The 14,802-nt window shown below is 44.1% G+C and carries 13 protein-coding genes and 1 pseudogene; 5 read left to right on the top strand and 9 right to left on the bottom strand.

The window, feature by feature from the left end; all coding sequences use genetic code 11:
- Positions 1-700 (bottom strand): annotated as a pseudogene (locus tag AB6E30_RS15390) (hypothetical protein); the annotation flags it as partial.
- 443 nt (positions 701-1,143) lie between these two features.
- Here AB6E30_RS15390 and AB6E30_RS15385 point away from each other — a divergent pair.
- From AB6E30_RS15385 to AB6E30_RS15370, 4 genes are all read left to right on the top strand, one after another.
- Positions 1,144-2,409: a TolC family outer membrane protein gene (locus AB6E30_RS15385; protein ID WP_010438562.1), complete on the top strand. Its 1,266-nt coding sequence runs from the start codon at positions 1,144-1,146 to the stop codon at positions 2,407-2,409.
- Positions 2,409-3,026 (top strand): OmpA family protein, encoded by a 618-nt coding sequence (locus AB6E30_RS15380; protein ID WP_010438560.1) that lies wholly within the window; start codon positions 2,409-2,411, stop codon positions 3,024-3,026. Before AB6E30_RS15385 ends, AB6E30_RS15380 begins: the two co-directional genes overlap by 1 nt.
- Before the next feature lie 135 nt (positions 3,027-3,161).
- On the top strand, positions 3,162-3,512 hold the full coding sequence (locus AB6E30_RS15375) for a DUF2750 domain-containing protein (protein ID WP_372104239.1): 351 nt from the start codon (positions 3,162-3,164) through the stop codon (positions 3,510-3,512).
- A gap of 162 nt (positions 3,513-3,674) precedes the next feature.
- Positions 3,675-5,702: a diguanylate cyclase gene (locus tag AB6E30_RS15370; RefSeq protein WP_372104236.1), complete on the top strand. Its 2,028-nt coding sequence runs from the start codon at positions 3,675-3,677 to the stop codon at positions 5,700-5,702.
- On the opposite strand, the gene queC is transcribed toward AB6E30_RS15370, so the two are convergent.
- Positions 5,662-6,357, bottom strand: coding sequence for a 7-cyano-7-deazaguanine synthase QueC (gene queC / locus AB6E30_RS15365; RefSeq protein WP_372104233.1), 696 nt, complete (start codon positions 6,355-6,357; stop codon positions 5,662-5,664). The genes AB6E30_RS15370 and queC overlap by 41 nt on opposite strands.
- Before the next feature lie 58 nt (positions 6,358-6,415).
- Positions 6,416-7,084: a 7-carboxy-7-deazaguanine synthase QueE gene (gene queE / locus AB6E30_RS15360; protein WP_346762947.1), complete on the bottom strand. Its 669-nt coding sequence runs from the start codon at positions 7,082-7,084 to the stop codon at positions 6,416-6,418.
- Positions 7,085-7,268: 184 nt separating this feature from the next.
- On the opposite strand from queE, the gene AB6E30_RS15355 reads away from it, so the two are divergent.
- Positions 7,269-8,078: a Cof-type HAD-IIB family hydrolase gene (locus tag AB6E30_RS15355; RefSeq protein ID WP_102428957.1), complete on the top strand. Its 810-nt coding sequence runs from the start codon at positions 7,269-7,271 to the stop codon at positions 8,076-8,078.
- Positions 8,079-8,179: 101 nt separating this feature from the next.
- Here AB6E30_RS15355 and AB6E30_RS15350 read toward each other — a convergent pair whose 3' ends face one another.
- From AB6E30_RS15350 to prpF, 6 genes are all read right to left on the bottom strand, one after another.
- A complete protein-coding gene (locus AB6E30_RS15350; protein WP_372104230.1) occupies positions 8,180-9,592 on the bottom strand; it encodes an NUDIX domain-containing protein in 1,413 nt (470 codons plus the stop codon).
- 86 nt (positions 9,593-9,678) lie between these two features.
- The gene (locus tag AB6E30_RS15345; RefSeq protein ID WP_372104228.1) at positions 9,679-10,158 is read right to left on the bottom strand and encodes an N-acetyltransferase family protein; all 480 of its coding nucleotides are present in this window, start codon (positions 10,156-10,158) and stop codon (positions 9,679-9,681) included.
- Between the two features lie 215 nt (positions 10,159-10,373).
- Positions 10,374-10,775 (bottom strand): glycine zipper domain-containing protein, encoded by a 402-nt coding sequence (locus AB6E30_RS15340; protein ID WP_017062298.1) that lies wholly within the window; start codon positions 10,773-10,775, stop codon positions 10,374-10,376.
- A gap of 236 nt (positions 10,776-11,011) precedes the next feature.
- Positions 11,012-11,458 carry a hypothetical protein gene (locus AB6E30_RS15335; RefSeq protein WP_050648228.1) on the bottom strand — a complete coding sequence of 149 codons (447 nt, stop codon included), beginning with the start codon at positions 11,456-11,458 and terminating at the stop codon, positions 11,012-11,014.
- 147 nt (positions 11,459-11,605) lie between these two features.
- Positions 11,606-13,510, bottom strand: coding sequence for a propionyl-CoA synthetase (locus AB6E30_RS15330; protein ID WP_372104225.1), 1,905 nt, complete (start codon positions 13,508-13,510; stop codon positions 11,606-11,608).
- A 118-nt stretch (positions 13,511-13,628) separates the two neighbouring features.
- Positions 13,629-14,801, bottom strand: coding sequence for a 2-methylaconitate cis-trans isomerase PrpF (gene prpF / locus AB6E30_RS15325; protein ID WP_372104248.1), 1,173 nt, complete (start codon positions 14,799-14,801; stop codon positions 13,629-13,631).
- Position 14,802: the final 1 nt, after the last annotated feature.

Genomic DNA, 14,802 nt, shown 5'->3' with positions numbered 1-14,802 from the left:
TTCCCGCTGCATCGGTTTGACGAACGGCGATCGTGTTGTCACCTTCCGTTGGTACTGGAGCCGTTGTCGTCCAGTTTCCATCAACGAGATATTCGACTGTCGCGCCATCTTCGGTGCCACCGACTGTGAAGCTACCGTCGTTGGTTAAGAAGTCATCCGCCGCTGAGCCAGAGTCCGTATCCAGTGTCAGTGTTGGCGCATCTGGAGCTGTTGTGTCAACTATGGTCTCGCTGTCTGTGCCTAGGCTATCCGGTTGGTCAACCGAACGGAAAGCATCAAGAAGACTCAAGCTTTGAGTACGAGACATTCCCAGCGCTTCAAAGCCCGTCGTTACAAATTCAGTACCTGGAATGGTTTCTTCACCGTCGCGCTCAATAGTCCCGCTACTTACTAGGCTTGAACCACTTTCACCAGCTGCCGTTGCAAATTCTTCGCCTAGCTCCGTCGGATCCTGACCTTCTTCTAAAGCCGCAAAGATATTTGCAATGTCTTGGTCTAGTTCAACTTCACCGCCATCTTCAGGCGAAAAACGCTTGACTGAAATTGGAGATTCAGAGTTTTCGCTCTGGGATTCAAGAATGACATCCCCCGATTGCAATGGCTGGCCGTCTTCTAGGACTTTAATTGTACCATCTACCGAAATAACAATGCGCTGGCCAAGTGCTAATGCACCGCTCACATTCAATACTGTCATGTCCATATAAACCCCTAAAACCCATTTTCAATCAAAACGTCAAAATAGTGACATTGTATTTATAATATTAGACAAAATATAACACCTAACACCATATAATTCATAGTTATGAATGCATATTTTAACAAGGTCATATACACCATGATGACAATGGTCACACTCATCAATACTTAAAGCGCTCTTAAATTTGATATAAGTTATTGTGCTAACGAAAAATAATTGACATATTAATAGGTGTTCTAAGTGCATTAAAACATCACAATACGCACAGTGATCGGTTAACAAATTTACAACCATTTGCGAGCGCCAGTTGTAGCGATCGTAATTTTTTTGGCGGTTCATCTGAATTTTGTATATCATCGTGCAAAATTAAGACTCAGGTGTGACTCATTTTGGAGAGATGCAAATTGAATAGGATTCAAACGACGACCTTAGGGCTAGCTATAGCAATGACCTTTCCAGCTGCGGCACAAACTCTTGAGCAAGCCGTCGCTTTTACGTTGGAAAGCAATCCTGAAATTAAAAGTGCTTATAATGAGTACGTAAGTAAACGTTACGTTAACGATGCTTCTGGCGGTGCTTATCGTCCAAGTATAGATCTAGATGGTGGGATTGGTTATGAGCATACCGATCTAGTGACCAATACAAATTCAACAGATCTGACGCGTAAAGAAGCGACGATTACTTTGACTCAGTTAATTTGGGATGGAGCAAATACTTCCAACGATATTGATCGTACCGCGGCTGATGCAGAATCTGTTCGTTACCAATTACTCTCCAACGCCCAAGATATCGCTCTCGAGGTCACCAAAGTATACCTTGATGCAGTGAAAGCTTATGAAGTCCTCACCCTGTCTGAAAACAACCTGGCAACACACAAGGATATCTATAGAGATATTCGAAAACGTGTCGAATCTGGCATTGGCTCTACAGCAGATATGTCCCAAGTAGAAGCTCGTATTGCGAAAGCTCATGGTAACTTGCTCGCAGCACAAAATAATTTGTTTGATACGCATACTCAATTTAAACGTATTGTTGGACAGTCACCTTTGGGGTTAGTGTTTCCGCGAGCAGACACTGGAGCAATTCCTTACACCGTAGATGGCGCTCTTGCGAAAGCTTTCAACCAACATCCTGTTATTAAAATTGCACAAGCCGATGTGGACTCCGCTAAATTCCAATATAAACAGTCTAAAAGTTCAAATTATCCGACTGTTTCTTTCGAAGCCGCGCAAACCTGGCGTGATGACGCAGGTGGCAACGAAGGGAGTAGTGACGAATTTTCCGCAATGGTCCGCTTGAGATATAACTTGTATAACGGCGGCGCTGATCAAGACCGCGCTGAAAGTGCTGCTTACCAATTAAATAAGGCCAAAGATCTGCGTGAAAGTACATATCGTAATGTAGAAGAGAGCCTACGCTTGTCATGGAGCGCACTTGATTTAACCGTACAACAGAAAGAGTTCTTATCAGATCACGTAGACTCAGCATCAGATACGGTTATCTCTTACGAGAAGCAATACCGCATCGGTAAACGAACACTTCTCGATTTACTTAACACTGAAAATGAGCTCTTTGAAGCTCGTAAAGGCTATTTAGATGCCAAGTACGATGAACAATATGCTAAATACCGGGTCATGAACGCAACCGGTAATTTACTGACAGGTTTACGTGTCGATATCCCCCAAGAATGGAATGAAAAGGTAGAATATTAATGAAGCTGCTAAAAGCTGTATTTCCACTCTGTCTATTGGTTGCTTCTGCCAACATTTTAGCTGAAACAAACGATGAAGAGTTCGAGTATCGAGCGCTCCCAGAGAGCGTACAAAGTTACGATCTAGAAGACGACGACAATGATGGTGTTATCAACGCCCGTGATTTATGTGTTGATACACAGATTGGCGCTGAAATCGATAATGACGGCTGCGGCTCTTATTTCGAGTCAACGGAACAGAAAGAACTTCACATCTTATTTGCCAACAATTCAACAGAAATCAATCCTGTTTTTCTTGGCCAAATTCGTCAAATGGCCGCGTTTTTAAAGCGGTATGAAAGCACAACCATTCGTCTACAAGGCTACGCGAGTAAAGTCGGAAACGCGGCTCACAACTTAGACTTATCGAAAGAACGAGCATCAAATGTAAGGCGAGCCCTAATAAGTAATGGTATACAACCATCTAGAGTGACAATCGTTGGCTACGGGGATACCGTTTCTAATGAAGAGGGAACCAAAATCAACCATGCGCTCAATAGAAAAGTTGTCGCTTCTGTCGCCGGATTCAAAGGCAACATCAAAGAAGAATGGCATATTTTTACAAAAATTGGAAAGTAACCACTCTTAGTTATGCCTCATCTGAAACGTTATCTTTAGGTAGCGTTTCAGTACGCTTATAATTCCTTAAATAGCATATACCTAAGCCGTCTATAATGTTAATCTTGTCACGTTATCAACATAGAGAATTAATCCATGAGCAAACTAACCGCTGATACTCAAGTAAATCTAGAACTTTTCGTTTCTGAAACACAAGAAACTAAACTTGTATGGGGCCTTCGTAACGAAGAAGGTTGGCTAGCATGTGACTCAAGTGAATTCGAAAACAGCGAAGTGATGCCATTCTGGTCTTCAAAAGAAGATGCTCAAACTCACAACGTTGAAGAGTGGGCTGACTTCGAAGTATTAGAAATTCCACTAGATATCTTTGTAGAAGATTGGTTACTGACTCTTGCTGAAGACGGCGTTCTTGTTGGTACTAACTGGAATGCAACATTAGAAGGCAAAGAACTTGAGCCTTCTGACCTAGCGAAATTATACATCTAATTTCCGATATCGGTCGCACGATTCGCGCGACCGATATACCTCTGATTAGTATCAATAAATTAGAGACCTACCTCGCATAACCACGTAGTCGCACCATTCAAAATTTGAAGCAACATCAAACTAATAATAGAATATTGTTCTTTATCTGATTGATCGTCTCTTGTGAATCACTTCGTTTTTGTTACCTTTCTACTATTCATTAGCTTTTGTTCTTATAGCCAAGTATCAACATCAGATCGTGACCACAATTCACCAGTCTATACCTCCAATCTAAGCTCTACTCCAAATGCTGATTGGAACGCGCTTTATCTCTCTACTTTAAACCACTCTCCTGAGCGCGCATTAAACATGCTGCAAACACGCTACATCGGCTCAACGGTTTATGGAGATAAGCTTTACCTTGCGTCTCTTCTGTATCAATACATGAGCCACCGAGATCAGCCGTTCTACGGAATCGCTTCAAACGACAATGACTACCAAGCGATAGAAACAGCGTTTATTTCTGCTCTGAGGAAAGACGGCAAAGGCCAATATGAACAAGCACAACAAGGCTTTCTAAGACTTTTGGCGAAAATGCAATCTCGCAGTGATTTAACTGGTAAAGCCTTACTAAAGTACCAGCTATGCCGATCGCTTAACGAGCAAGCTAAATACCATCAAGCGAACTATTACTGCTCTGCCCTTCAGTCAGATTTACATGACATCGCTGACCCTGTATTACCAAAATTCGGGACTTATCGAGTCATCGCGAACAATCATCATTTCCGCAGTGACTATCAAGCTGCACTAGACACCTACCTATCACTAATAAACGTGTTTCCACAAGGGCATGATATTTCAGGGGTTTACAACGATGTGGGTAACTTGCTCAAAGAATTAAAGCAATATGAAAAATCGGCGGAGTATCTAGAGCAAGCTCTCATTCTCAGAGTAAACGCTTCAGATTTAATGAAAGCACAAGTGCATCACAGCCTTGCGGATCTCTACCTTAACCAAGAGCAAAGTGAACTAGCAATTCACCACTTTCAGACAGCAAGAACACTGCTGAGCTCAACGTCGCATAGCTACGGTATTGCACTCACAAGTCTTGGCTTAGGAAAAGCGTACACTCAAACGAAAAACTATGATGTGGCGAGAACCTACCTAATTGAGTCTCTTTCAGCTTCGAGCGAACTGAGCAATGATGTCATTCGCATCAATGCTTACTTGGCGATCAGCGATATGTTCGAAGAACAGAAACTGCCAACGGAAGCACTCAACTATGCTCAACAAGCGCTAGAATTAGCTGAACAAGTCACAAGGCATAAATACATCGCGCAGTCACTTCTTCAGCTTTCTGATATTCATCAATCACTCAGCGATTACCAACAAGCTTTCTATTTCTACCAGCGATACTCGTCAATACAAATGGAAGCTAGAGATATCGACAATCGACTCGCACTCGAAGCGCTCGGCCTGACGCACGCCAAATATGAACAAGAACTAGAAAGCTCTTTCCTGACACATCAGACGAAACTCGACCGCGTTCAAATTGAAAAAATGGAACATCAAAGATGGATGTACAACATCGTTGTTATTCTGTTGCTTTGCGCTGCAAGCTTCACGGTATTGATAAACAAAACGGTTCGCGCAAAAGCAGCAATTGATGGCTTAACGAAAGCATATAGCCGAACTGAGATAATTCGAAGAATCAAAAGAGTGAAACGCTGTAAAGGGACGGACAAACAGCATGTGCTCGTGCTGCTCGATCTAGATAAGTTTAAGAAGATTAATGATGAGTATGGGCACCCTACTGGTGATCGGGCACTGGTCCATATTAGTGATCAAATTAGAAAACACTTAGTGAATGGTGAATTGTTTGGTCGCTTAGGGGGTGAAGAATTTGTCATCATGTTAACCGATACCCCACCAGCAGAGGTACGAGAACGCGTTGAAGAGTTGCACTACGCCATTTCAAGCACTGTCTTTTTATCAGAAAGCAAAAAGTCACTTAATGTGACCGCGAGTTTTGCTTATCTAGCAACCTCAAACGCATTAAGTGACTTTGATGACTTGTATTCAGTGCTCGACCAAGCACTCTATCAAGCCAAAAGCAACGGCCGAAACTGCATTATTGATGCATATAACGAACCGATTGATTTACCTGAAATTATTTATTCTCAGCCTGTTTGCGAACCAACTCAGCCATGATGCTTTCGCGATCACCGAGGTAATCGTTAAGGCCAACTTTACGCAGTTCACATGCCGGACAATCGCCACAGCCATCACCAACAATGCCGTTGTAACAAGTCAGTGTTTTGTTTCTAACAAGTTCAAGTGCTGAGTACTGGTCTGCTAGCGCCCATGTCTCAGCCTTGTTTAACCACATTAGCGGTGTTTTGATATCAAGCTGCTTGTCCATACCTTGTACAAGTGCAGAGTTCATCGCCTTCACAAAGTCATTACGACAATCAGGGTAACCAGAAAAGTCTGTTTCACACACACCTGTAATCACGGTTTCAGCACCGATTTGGTAAGCGTAAATACCCGCTAGAGTCAGAAATAGAATATTACGACCAGGAACGAATGAATTCGGCAGCCCATTCTCTTGCAGCTCATGAGACACAGGAATATCGTCACGAGTCAAAGAGCTGATAGCCAGTTCATTCAACAGAGTCACATCCATCACTTTGTGCGCTTTCACACCAAGCTCTTTCGACAATGACTCAGCAACTTCAATCTCGAGTCTATGGCGCTGACCATAATCAAACGTAATCGCATGAACTTCATCATACTTTTTTAATGCTTGAACAAGACACGTTGTTGAGTCTTGACCACCACTGAATACTACCACTGCTTTTTTCATCTTAAATCCTTACGAGAACCTTCTACTAGCGACTTATCTTGCCCAGTAAAAATACAACCTATGCGATGCTCAAATATTTGTGAGTTTGTATTGATAAGCGCCAATTGCGCTCAATGCAGGTATCAATACAAAGCTGAGTAGCGCGGTCTTTTTGGCTGATTGGTTGCAGAGCGATAACAGTGTCGTTAGGAACTGCTGCTCGCTCCAATAAACCGTCAAGTTGTTCGATGTCTTTGCTTGTACCTACTGGATGCTTAATTTCGTTAGCACGTTGCAAGGCGCTATCTAAGATTTCCAGTTTCGCTTTCATCGCCACCTTCGGTGACACCGTAACCCAAGTGTCCGGTGTGGCTTTAACTTCTGATGTTCCGCTAGTCTCAATCTGACAGCGACAACCGTGCTGCTCAAACGCTTCAGTAAGAGGAACAAGATCATAAATGCATGGCTCACCACCAGTAATCACAATGTGCTTAGCAGTGTAACCTTGCTTGATATATTCATTCACGATTCCTTGAGCATCGATTGCTGACCAAGTAGGTGAATCTTCTGTCTTAACCATAATATCGCCAAGGCTGGTTTCCTCTTCTGGCAACGCTTCCCAGGTCTGCTTGGTATCACACCAAGAACAGCCCACTGGGCAAATTTGCAGACGAACAAAAACAGCGGGAACGCCAGTAAACACGCCCTCACCCTGAATGGTTTCAAACATTTCATTAATCTTGTACAACTTTCCCTCAGCTCAATCATTTGATGAAATTAATCAACCGCAGACCTTAAAGCACTTCCCCCTTTTGGTCAAACAAATGAGTACTGATAAATGAGTTGATCAAAGCCCTAGCCTGAACTTTCAAGTTCCCTTATCCTTTCGCCCATAGATTTCGTTAGCTTTTAATTTTTTAGTAAGGAACAACATGTACAAACTGATTGCTCTTGATATGGATGGCACACTACTCAACAGTGAAAAAGTGATTTCTCAAGAGAACAAAGACGCAATCGCCAAAGCACGAGCTGCAGGTGTGAAAGTAGTTCTCGCTTCTGGTCGCCCTTTAGAAGGCATGCAAAGCAAATTAGATGAGCTTTCGATTGACGGCGAAGATGACTTTGTACTCTTCTACAACGGCTCTATGGTTCAGAACGTATCGACAAAAGAGATCATTCACAGTGAGATCAGCAACGGCAAAGCCGCAAAAGAGATTGCTGCCCTCGCTCAACAGCTTGGTGGTTATGTCCATGCTTTCAGCAAGATCCACGGCTTAATCACACCTGAGAACAATGAGTACACTGGTATTGAAGCGCGTATTAATTGCTTAGATATAACCGAGTTCGACTTTTCTCAACTAGAAGATGACCACGAAATCATCAAAACTATGATTGTCGCTGAACCAAGCAAGCTGACTGAAATCATCGGTAAGTTGCCACAAGAGCTTAAGACTCAGTTTACTATCGTACAAAGTGCACCATTCTTCTTAGAGTTCCTAAACCCGAAATCAAACAAGGGTGTCGGTATTGAAGCGATAGCGAAACACTTAGGTATTAAAGCGGAAGAAGTCATCTGCATGGGTGATGCTGAAAACGATCACCATATGCTTGAATACGCAGGCCTTGGCATTGCAATGGAAAACGCAATGGAAGAAACCAAGAAACTGGCGGATCACATCACAGCTAGCAACGACGACCATGGTGTAGCGGTCGCGATTGAGAAGTTTATCTTCAACTCATAAACGCTCAACAGGTTCTAATAAGAATTACTTTTTGCTTGTTGCAGAAATGACAAAGGCTGTGCACTGCACAGCCTTTTTTGATTTTATATTAGTCGGTTCGCCTACTCTCTTTTCCATGGCAGACGAAACGCCACTACACCAAATAGAATCAAGATTGGGAAACGTAAGGTCTCAACGATAAATGAAGCGATGCCACTGAATGAGACGAAACTTCCTGCCCAGCTAATCAGCAGATTCCCCGCTAACAACATCGCCATCACTCCAAATACAATCTTGAATGAGAACTGGCCGACCAAAGGCTTCGAATCCGTTAACGTTACTAAGCATGCAATCGTCATCAAAATCGCCACCCAGAATGAGAATGTTGGCAGTGGCCATATCACCGTCAGAACAATCGACAGTAAGCACAATGCCCACCAAACACCTTTAGAACTCAATAAGGCGCTAATATCAACATCCGGTTTCGCGTCTAATCTCACGATATGCCACGTCGTTAAAGCGCCTAATACACCACCCATTAATACATCACTAAAAAACGCACTGCCTGAATAAGACTTAAATAGCATGATCCACAGCAGGCCAGCGAGCACTATCAGAATCGATTTTTGCTCCAAGAGGCGCTTTAGTTTCCAAAAAACTAACAAGGTTAAACTGACCCACAAGGCAGCCAACAGACTTGGAAAACTATACCCACTGCTCATCACCAGTTTCAATGTTGGCAAGTAAGCGTGTGGACGTGGAAAACCAAAACCTTGGTGCGCGATTAAAGTAAGTAGTGTCACCGAGATCAAAGTGAAGCCAAACTTCAACGCGAAGTTACGGCCAAAGTACCAAGCAATTAACGGCAATATCACAATGAAGACCCATGGCTTGGCCAACAAGTCAGTCAAAAGCACAGTATTCGCAAATACGCTTGGCATCTTATCGAACGCGTTTTGAAGCGATACAATCCAATTTAATTCAACTTGATGGACTTTGGGTGCCGCGCCCACCAGCTCAGCCACATACGTCACCGGTTGATCTGTCGCAGATAAAAACAGCTCGTTAATCTCAGACCACTGTTCTGGGTAGCGGTATTGGTGATCTTGTAATTCAGTAGGAGGAAGTAACATCGCTCGGCTGACTTCCACGCCATAATGAGGCGCAAACCAAATCGGCAGCTCAAAGCCACCTAACTCATTCCGAGCCTTGTAGCTGATCACTTCCGAGTCAGAAATACAATCAAACACGACGGCACTGTCGGTATAACCTAGCACATCACCGACCGTTACCGACAAACCCGCCTCTTCCCACGTTTCACGTTGCGCCGCGACTGCTGGCGGCTCACCTGAAACAACAGTGCCTCCCGGTAGAGACAATTGACCTGTGATCAACTCATCAACCAACACGATTTGGTTATCAGCACGTACTACACACAAGGCGCCCGCGATATGATCGGGCAAAGTGTCGTTTGCCCAAGCGGAAGTAGTACTCAAAAGAGACAGTATGAAAACTAATAAATATCGAATAACCAACGAGTTTACCTAAAAAATAATAGAAGAATATTGAAGACTGCTTTTGCAGTTGAACTATTGTAATCAAAGCCACACAAAATCGCTGTCTACGTTTTGTGCAAAGCCTTCCTCATCCATTGAATGTGAGGTGTGAACCCCATTTTTTGATAGAAGTCCTTGGCAGGCAAGTTAAAGTCCCAAACTTCTACAAAGACTTGTTCAACCCCATAATCATCAAAAGTACTTTCAACTTTGTTAAACAACTTTTCAGCAATCGATTCTTTTCGATAATCAGGCAAGACAAACAGTTCATCGACACTTCCCATCGGCACTGGTTTGCTGACCGTTGAGATAAGCTCACAAAAATGCCCAGAGATAAAGCCAACAATGAGCTCACCTTTTAATGCCACATAAACCAAACATTCAGGGTCATCCAAGTATCGTGCAATGCTTTTTTCCTGCTCAATCTCTTCTGCCGTTTTAAAGTGCTCTGGGCTAGCAAGGTGGTGATAATGGTGGAGATCGAACATTAACTCGTTAAGTTGTTCCAAATCCGCGTGCTTTGCGGCCCTTAAGGTGACATTCATGACTATTGCGCTTCTCAAACCAAATTAATATCTAAACTGAGTCTAGTTTACTTGCCGTGAGTATCTATACAAGTTATTGAATTAATTCATTGTTTGAAGTGTGTATTTTAGATACAAAAACGGCCACATTACGTGGCCATTCTGTTTGAATGATTTTGAATTAAACGAATATCGAAGCTATGGTTTTTGCTGTGGCTTTTGCTGTAGCTTCAGCTTTATGCACCGTTATCTTCTTTCTCTTCTTTGAGATCAGCAAGCTGTTGTTCCAGTTCAATAAGCTTAATTTCCGCCTCTACTTCCGCAACTCGCTTTTCTGCATCAGTGCGATTGTCTTGCGCTAGACCATCAGCAGTAACTTGGGTTCGTTGTGCGTTTCTTGCATCGTCCGTATCTTTCATTGAACCCGCAACACCACCGGTCACACCACCTAATGCAGCGCCCTTAACGGCTAAACTCGCATCTCCAGTTAGAGCGCCGGCTGTTGCTCCTAATAAAGCACCACCTACCGCACCACGATTACGTGCGGCATTCTCATTTTCGTTATCCATTGCTGGTGATGCGCAACCAGAAAGAGTCACAATCAGTGTCGCTAAAAGAAAAGGTTTAGTGAATTTCATAGGAGTCTCGCTTAGTTCTTCGTTTTGAGTAGAACCATCTTAAGCAGAGCCGTTAATGAGATAAATAAAGCCACGTTTAGACGATACATCATGTTCAGCTATGTATTATTCAGCCATCGCATAACTGATTAATGATATATAGCTTTGAGCTCGCTTTATCCTCACCAACAAAAAAGGCGACCAATAAGGTCGCCTCAATCGCGCTTTCTCTATAATTCTTGCCTTTCACATATCTCTTAGCCTTTAGACCAAAAGTTTTGCATGTTTGCTACGCTAGGTGGTGGCCTAACACCACAATCTCGATAATGATTTTTATCGCCGATCCCCAGTATCTTGCCATTTTCGTCATCAATCATAGCCGCAACTTTAACACCGTCTCCCACATGGCGAGTTAACACGACAATTTCACCAGCTCTTTCAGACCTTACTGCGCCTAAGATTTGATATTCGTAGCGGCCTTTCCTTGAATTAACGATCATCTTCGAGTTAATAGGGTCGGCTTCATATCCCACACCAATATCAAAAACCGCTTGATAGAGATCGACGCCAGTCTTTGATACACATTTAAATACCTTGGGATGACTCAAAGGTTCTAACAACGCTCTACTCGCTTCATCCTTTGAAATACTGGCACTAGCAGCACCACTGACCAATAAAGCAATCAACAAAAAGTAAGCTCGCATAAAAAGACCTCAATATGTGGGATTCATAATGAAGTCATAGTAAACGCAATGGATAAGCGGATGAATAAACTGGAGTTTAGGTAAACCATCACGCCGGATTATGTATAAATCAACAAGCCGAAGGTGAGATTACCTAAACTGCGACGTCTATTTGCCGAGCTTTTCAGCAATTTCAGTTAAGCTGGTAGGGTCGTCAATAGTTGAAGGCACCACATATTGTTCACCTTCTGCGATCTGCCGGATCGTTCTACGTAAGATCTTACCTGAGCGTGTCTTAGGTAACCTCTCAACAACCAAGGCTTGCTTAAAACAAGCTACCGCGCCGATCTCATTACGAACCTTGCCAACCAATTCCCTTTGCAACTCAATGCCATCGACTTTTACGCCATCTTTTAACACAACTAGACCTAAAGGAAGTTGTCCTTTCAAGTCATCGTGAATCCCGACTACCGCACATTCTGCAATGGCTGGGTGACCACCCACGATCTCTTCCATTTCTCCAGTCGACAGACGGTGTCCCGCTACGTTTATCACATCGTCGATACGACCCATAATAAATAGATACCCATCTTCATCGAGATAGCCACCGTCCCCAGAAACATAATAGCCCGGGAACTGGCTCAGATAGCCAGATTCAAATCGATCATGATTACGCCAAACCGTTGGCAGACAACCGGGTGGTAGTGGACGTTTGAGTGCAACAAAGCCTTGCTGATTAGGCTGTGCCGTTTCACCCAATTCATTAAGAATCTCGACTTGGTAACCGGGCACAGGCTTAGTTGAAGAACCTGCTTTCACTGGCAAAGATTCCAGCCCTGTCGGATTGGCAGAAATAGCCCAACCCGTTTCGGTTTGCCACCAGTGGTCAATAACCGGTTTATTGGTATGAGACTCAACCCAATCCAATGTTGGCGGGTCCAAACGCTCTCCCGCCATAAAAATCGACTTGAGCGATGATAAGTCATACTTGGTGAGTAAATCGCCTTCAGGATCTTCTTTCTTGATAGCTCTAAATGCCGTTGGCGCAGAAAATAACACATCGACGTTGTACTCTTCACACACACGCCAGAATGCCCCCGGATCTGGCGTTCTAACTGGCTTTCCTTCAAACAAGATGGTTGTGCAACCATGAATCAATGGCGCATACACAATATAGGAATGCCCCACTACCCAGCCGACATCAGAAGCCGCCCAAAACACACCATCTTGCGGCATATCGTAGATAGTGCTCATCGAGTATTTCATCGCGACCGCATGACCACCATTATCGCGCACCACGCCTTTTGGCTTACCCGTCGTCCCTGATGTATACAAGATATATAGTGGGTCAGTCGCTAGAACAGGCACACATACGTGAGGCAAAGCATCCTCAACAGCTTGCTGCCAAAGTACATCACGTTCGTTGTTCAATTCGGCTAGAGACTGCTCTCTTTGGAATACCACCACTTTCTCAGGCTTCCATCGGCTGTCCATGATCGCGCGATCGACCATCGGCTTATATGGCAGGACTTTATTTATCTCGACACCGCAGGATGCAGTAATCAACACCTTGGGCTCGGCATCTTCAATTCGAACGGCAAGCTCATGAGGGGCAAAACCACCAAACACCACCGAATGCACCGCACCTAGTCGTGCACAGGCCAACATTGCCATCGCCGCTTCAGGAATCATTGGCATGTAGATCACCACACGATCACCTTTGGTAACGCCTTGCGTGGCTAACATACCAGCGACTTTAGCCACTTGGTTACGCAATTGATTGTAAGTGTACGAGGATTGAGTTCCTGTAACTGGAGAGTCGTAAATCAGTGCGGTATTGTCACCTCGCCCATTTTCACAATGGTAATCAAGCGCCAACCAGCAGGTGTTCATCACCCCATCAGGAAACCAACGCTCAATACCGTTATCGTCAGTTTGTAATATCGTTTTTGGTGGTTCAAACCAATCTATCGCTTGTGCTTGTGTTTCCCAAAACGAATTGGGGTCTTCCCTCGCCCATTGATACTCGGTGATATAATCGGTTTTTCTGTTCATTCGATTCGTAGCAGACATAGTGCCTCCTCCATGATTTATCCATTTGTTCAAGCGACTAGCTTTTAGCAATGTCACTTGGGTGCACTCTTTTCTCAGCGTTGTGTTCGTGAACATTAAACCGTTCACGACAATCGCTTTACTTAGGAAAAGGCACACGGATGGCACCTTCCATGATCACTCGGGCACTACGACTCATAATCGCCCGTTCTATTTGCCAACCGCTTTCCGTCTGAATAGCTTTAGCACCCACTTTTAAGGTTCCTGACGGGTGGCCAAAGGTCACGAAATCACGACTTCCCTCACCGGCCGCCAAGTTCACTAACGTACCTGGCACACTTGCCGCTGAAGCAATGGCGACCGCAGCGGTGCCCATCATGGCGTGATGCAATTGCCCCATAGACAAAGCTCGCACCAGAAGGTCGGTATCGTCAGCTAATACCGATTTACCACTTGAAGCTTGATACACTTGAGGCTTAGCAACAAACGCGACTTTCGGTGTGTGTTGGCGTGATTCAGCTTGTTCTAAAGAATCAATCAGCCCCATCGCAACCGCGCCATGTGCTCGGATGGATTCAAATAATGCCAAGGCTTTTGAATCGCTGTTGATATCCGATTGAAGCTCTGTGCCTTGATAACCAACCGATTCAGCATCAACAAAAATGGTTGGTATTCCTGCGTTGATGTATGTCGCTTTGATGCAGCCCAATTCGGGAACATCTAAAAAATCGACAACATTCCCTGTTGGAAACATTGAACCACTCGCATCGGCGGGGTCTAGAAAATCGACTTGGATTTCAGCAGCTGGGAAAGTGACGCCATCGAGTTCAAAATCACCCAACTCTTGGACTTCACCATCAGCGATAGGTACATGAACAATAATGGTTTTCTCTATATTCACTTGCCATACTCGCACCTCGACCACACCGTTTTCTGGAATGCGATTCGAGTCGACTAGGCCACTATGAATAGCAAATGGGCCAACTGCCGCAGATAGGTTTCCGCAGTTACCACTCCAATCGACAAACGGCTTTTCTATTGCTACTTGACCGAAGAGATAATCAACATCGTGATCGGCTTTGCTGCTCTTCGAAACAATCACAGTTTTGCTAGTACTCGATGTTGCGCCACCCATGCCATCGGTTTGTTTGCCATAAGGGTCTGGACTGCCAATCACGCGCAGAAGTAATGCGTCTCGTGCTTCTCCGGCAACTTGCGCAGCTTCAGGTAAGTCACTTAAGTTGAAGAAAACGCCTTTGCTTGTTCCGCCCCGCATGTAGGTAGCACGTACTTTTATCTGTTTATTTGTCATC

Source organism: Vibrio sp. 10N.247.311.12, from assembly GCF_041467515.1.
Classification (GTDB): domain Bacteria; phylum Pseudomonadota; class Gammaproteobacteria; order Enterobacterales; family Vibrionaceae; genus Vibrio; species Vibrio crassostreae_C.
The sequence above is the reverse complement of the archived record's forward strand: the minus strand, read 5'-3'. Positions and strand labels throughout refer to the sequence as shown.

Bases quoted from the DNA above. Each gene is read 5' to 3' on its own strand.
- AB6E30_RS15380 (WP_010438560.1), top strand. From the start codon at position 2,409: ATGAAGCTGCTAAAAGCTGTATTTCCACTCTGTCTATTGGTTGCTTCT.
- AB6E30_RS15335 (WP_050648228.1), bottom strand. From the start codon at position 11,458: ATGCGAGCTTACTTTTTGTTGATTGCTTTATTGGTCAGTGGTGCTGCT.
- AB6E30_RS15375 (WP_372104239.1), top strand. From the start codon at position 3,162: ATGAGCAAACTAACCGCTGATACTCAAGTAAATCTAGAACTTTTCGTT.
- AB6E30_RS15330 (WP_372104225.1), bottom strand. From the start codon at position 13,510: ATGTCTGCTACGAATCGAATGAACAGAAAAACCGATTATATCACCGAG.
- AB6E30_RS15340 (WP_017062298.1), bottom strand. From the start codon at position 10,775: ATGAAATTCACTAAACCTTTTCTTTTAGCGACACTGATTGTGACTCTT.
- AB6E30_RS15355 (WP_102428957.1), top strand. From the start codon at position 7,269: ATGTACAAACTGATTGCTCTTGATATGGATGGCACACTACTCAACAGT.
- AB6E30_RS15345 (WP_372104228.1), bottom strand. From the start codon at position 10,158: ATGAATGTCACCTTAAGGGCCGCAAAGCACGCGGATTTGGAACAACTT.
- queC (WP_372104233.1), bottom strand. From the start codon at position 6,357: ATGAAAAAAGCAGTGGTAGTATTCAGTGGTGGTCAAGACTCAACAACG.
- AB6E30_RS15385 (WP_010438562.1), top strand. From the start codon at position 1,144: ATGACCTTTCCAGCTGCGGCACAAACTCTTGAGCAAGCCGTCGCTTTT.
- prpF (WP_372104248.1), bottom strand. From the start codon at position 14,801: ATGACAAATAAACAGATAAAAGTACGTGCTACCTACATGCGGGGCGGA.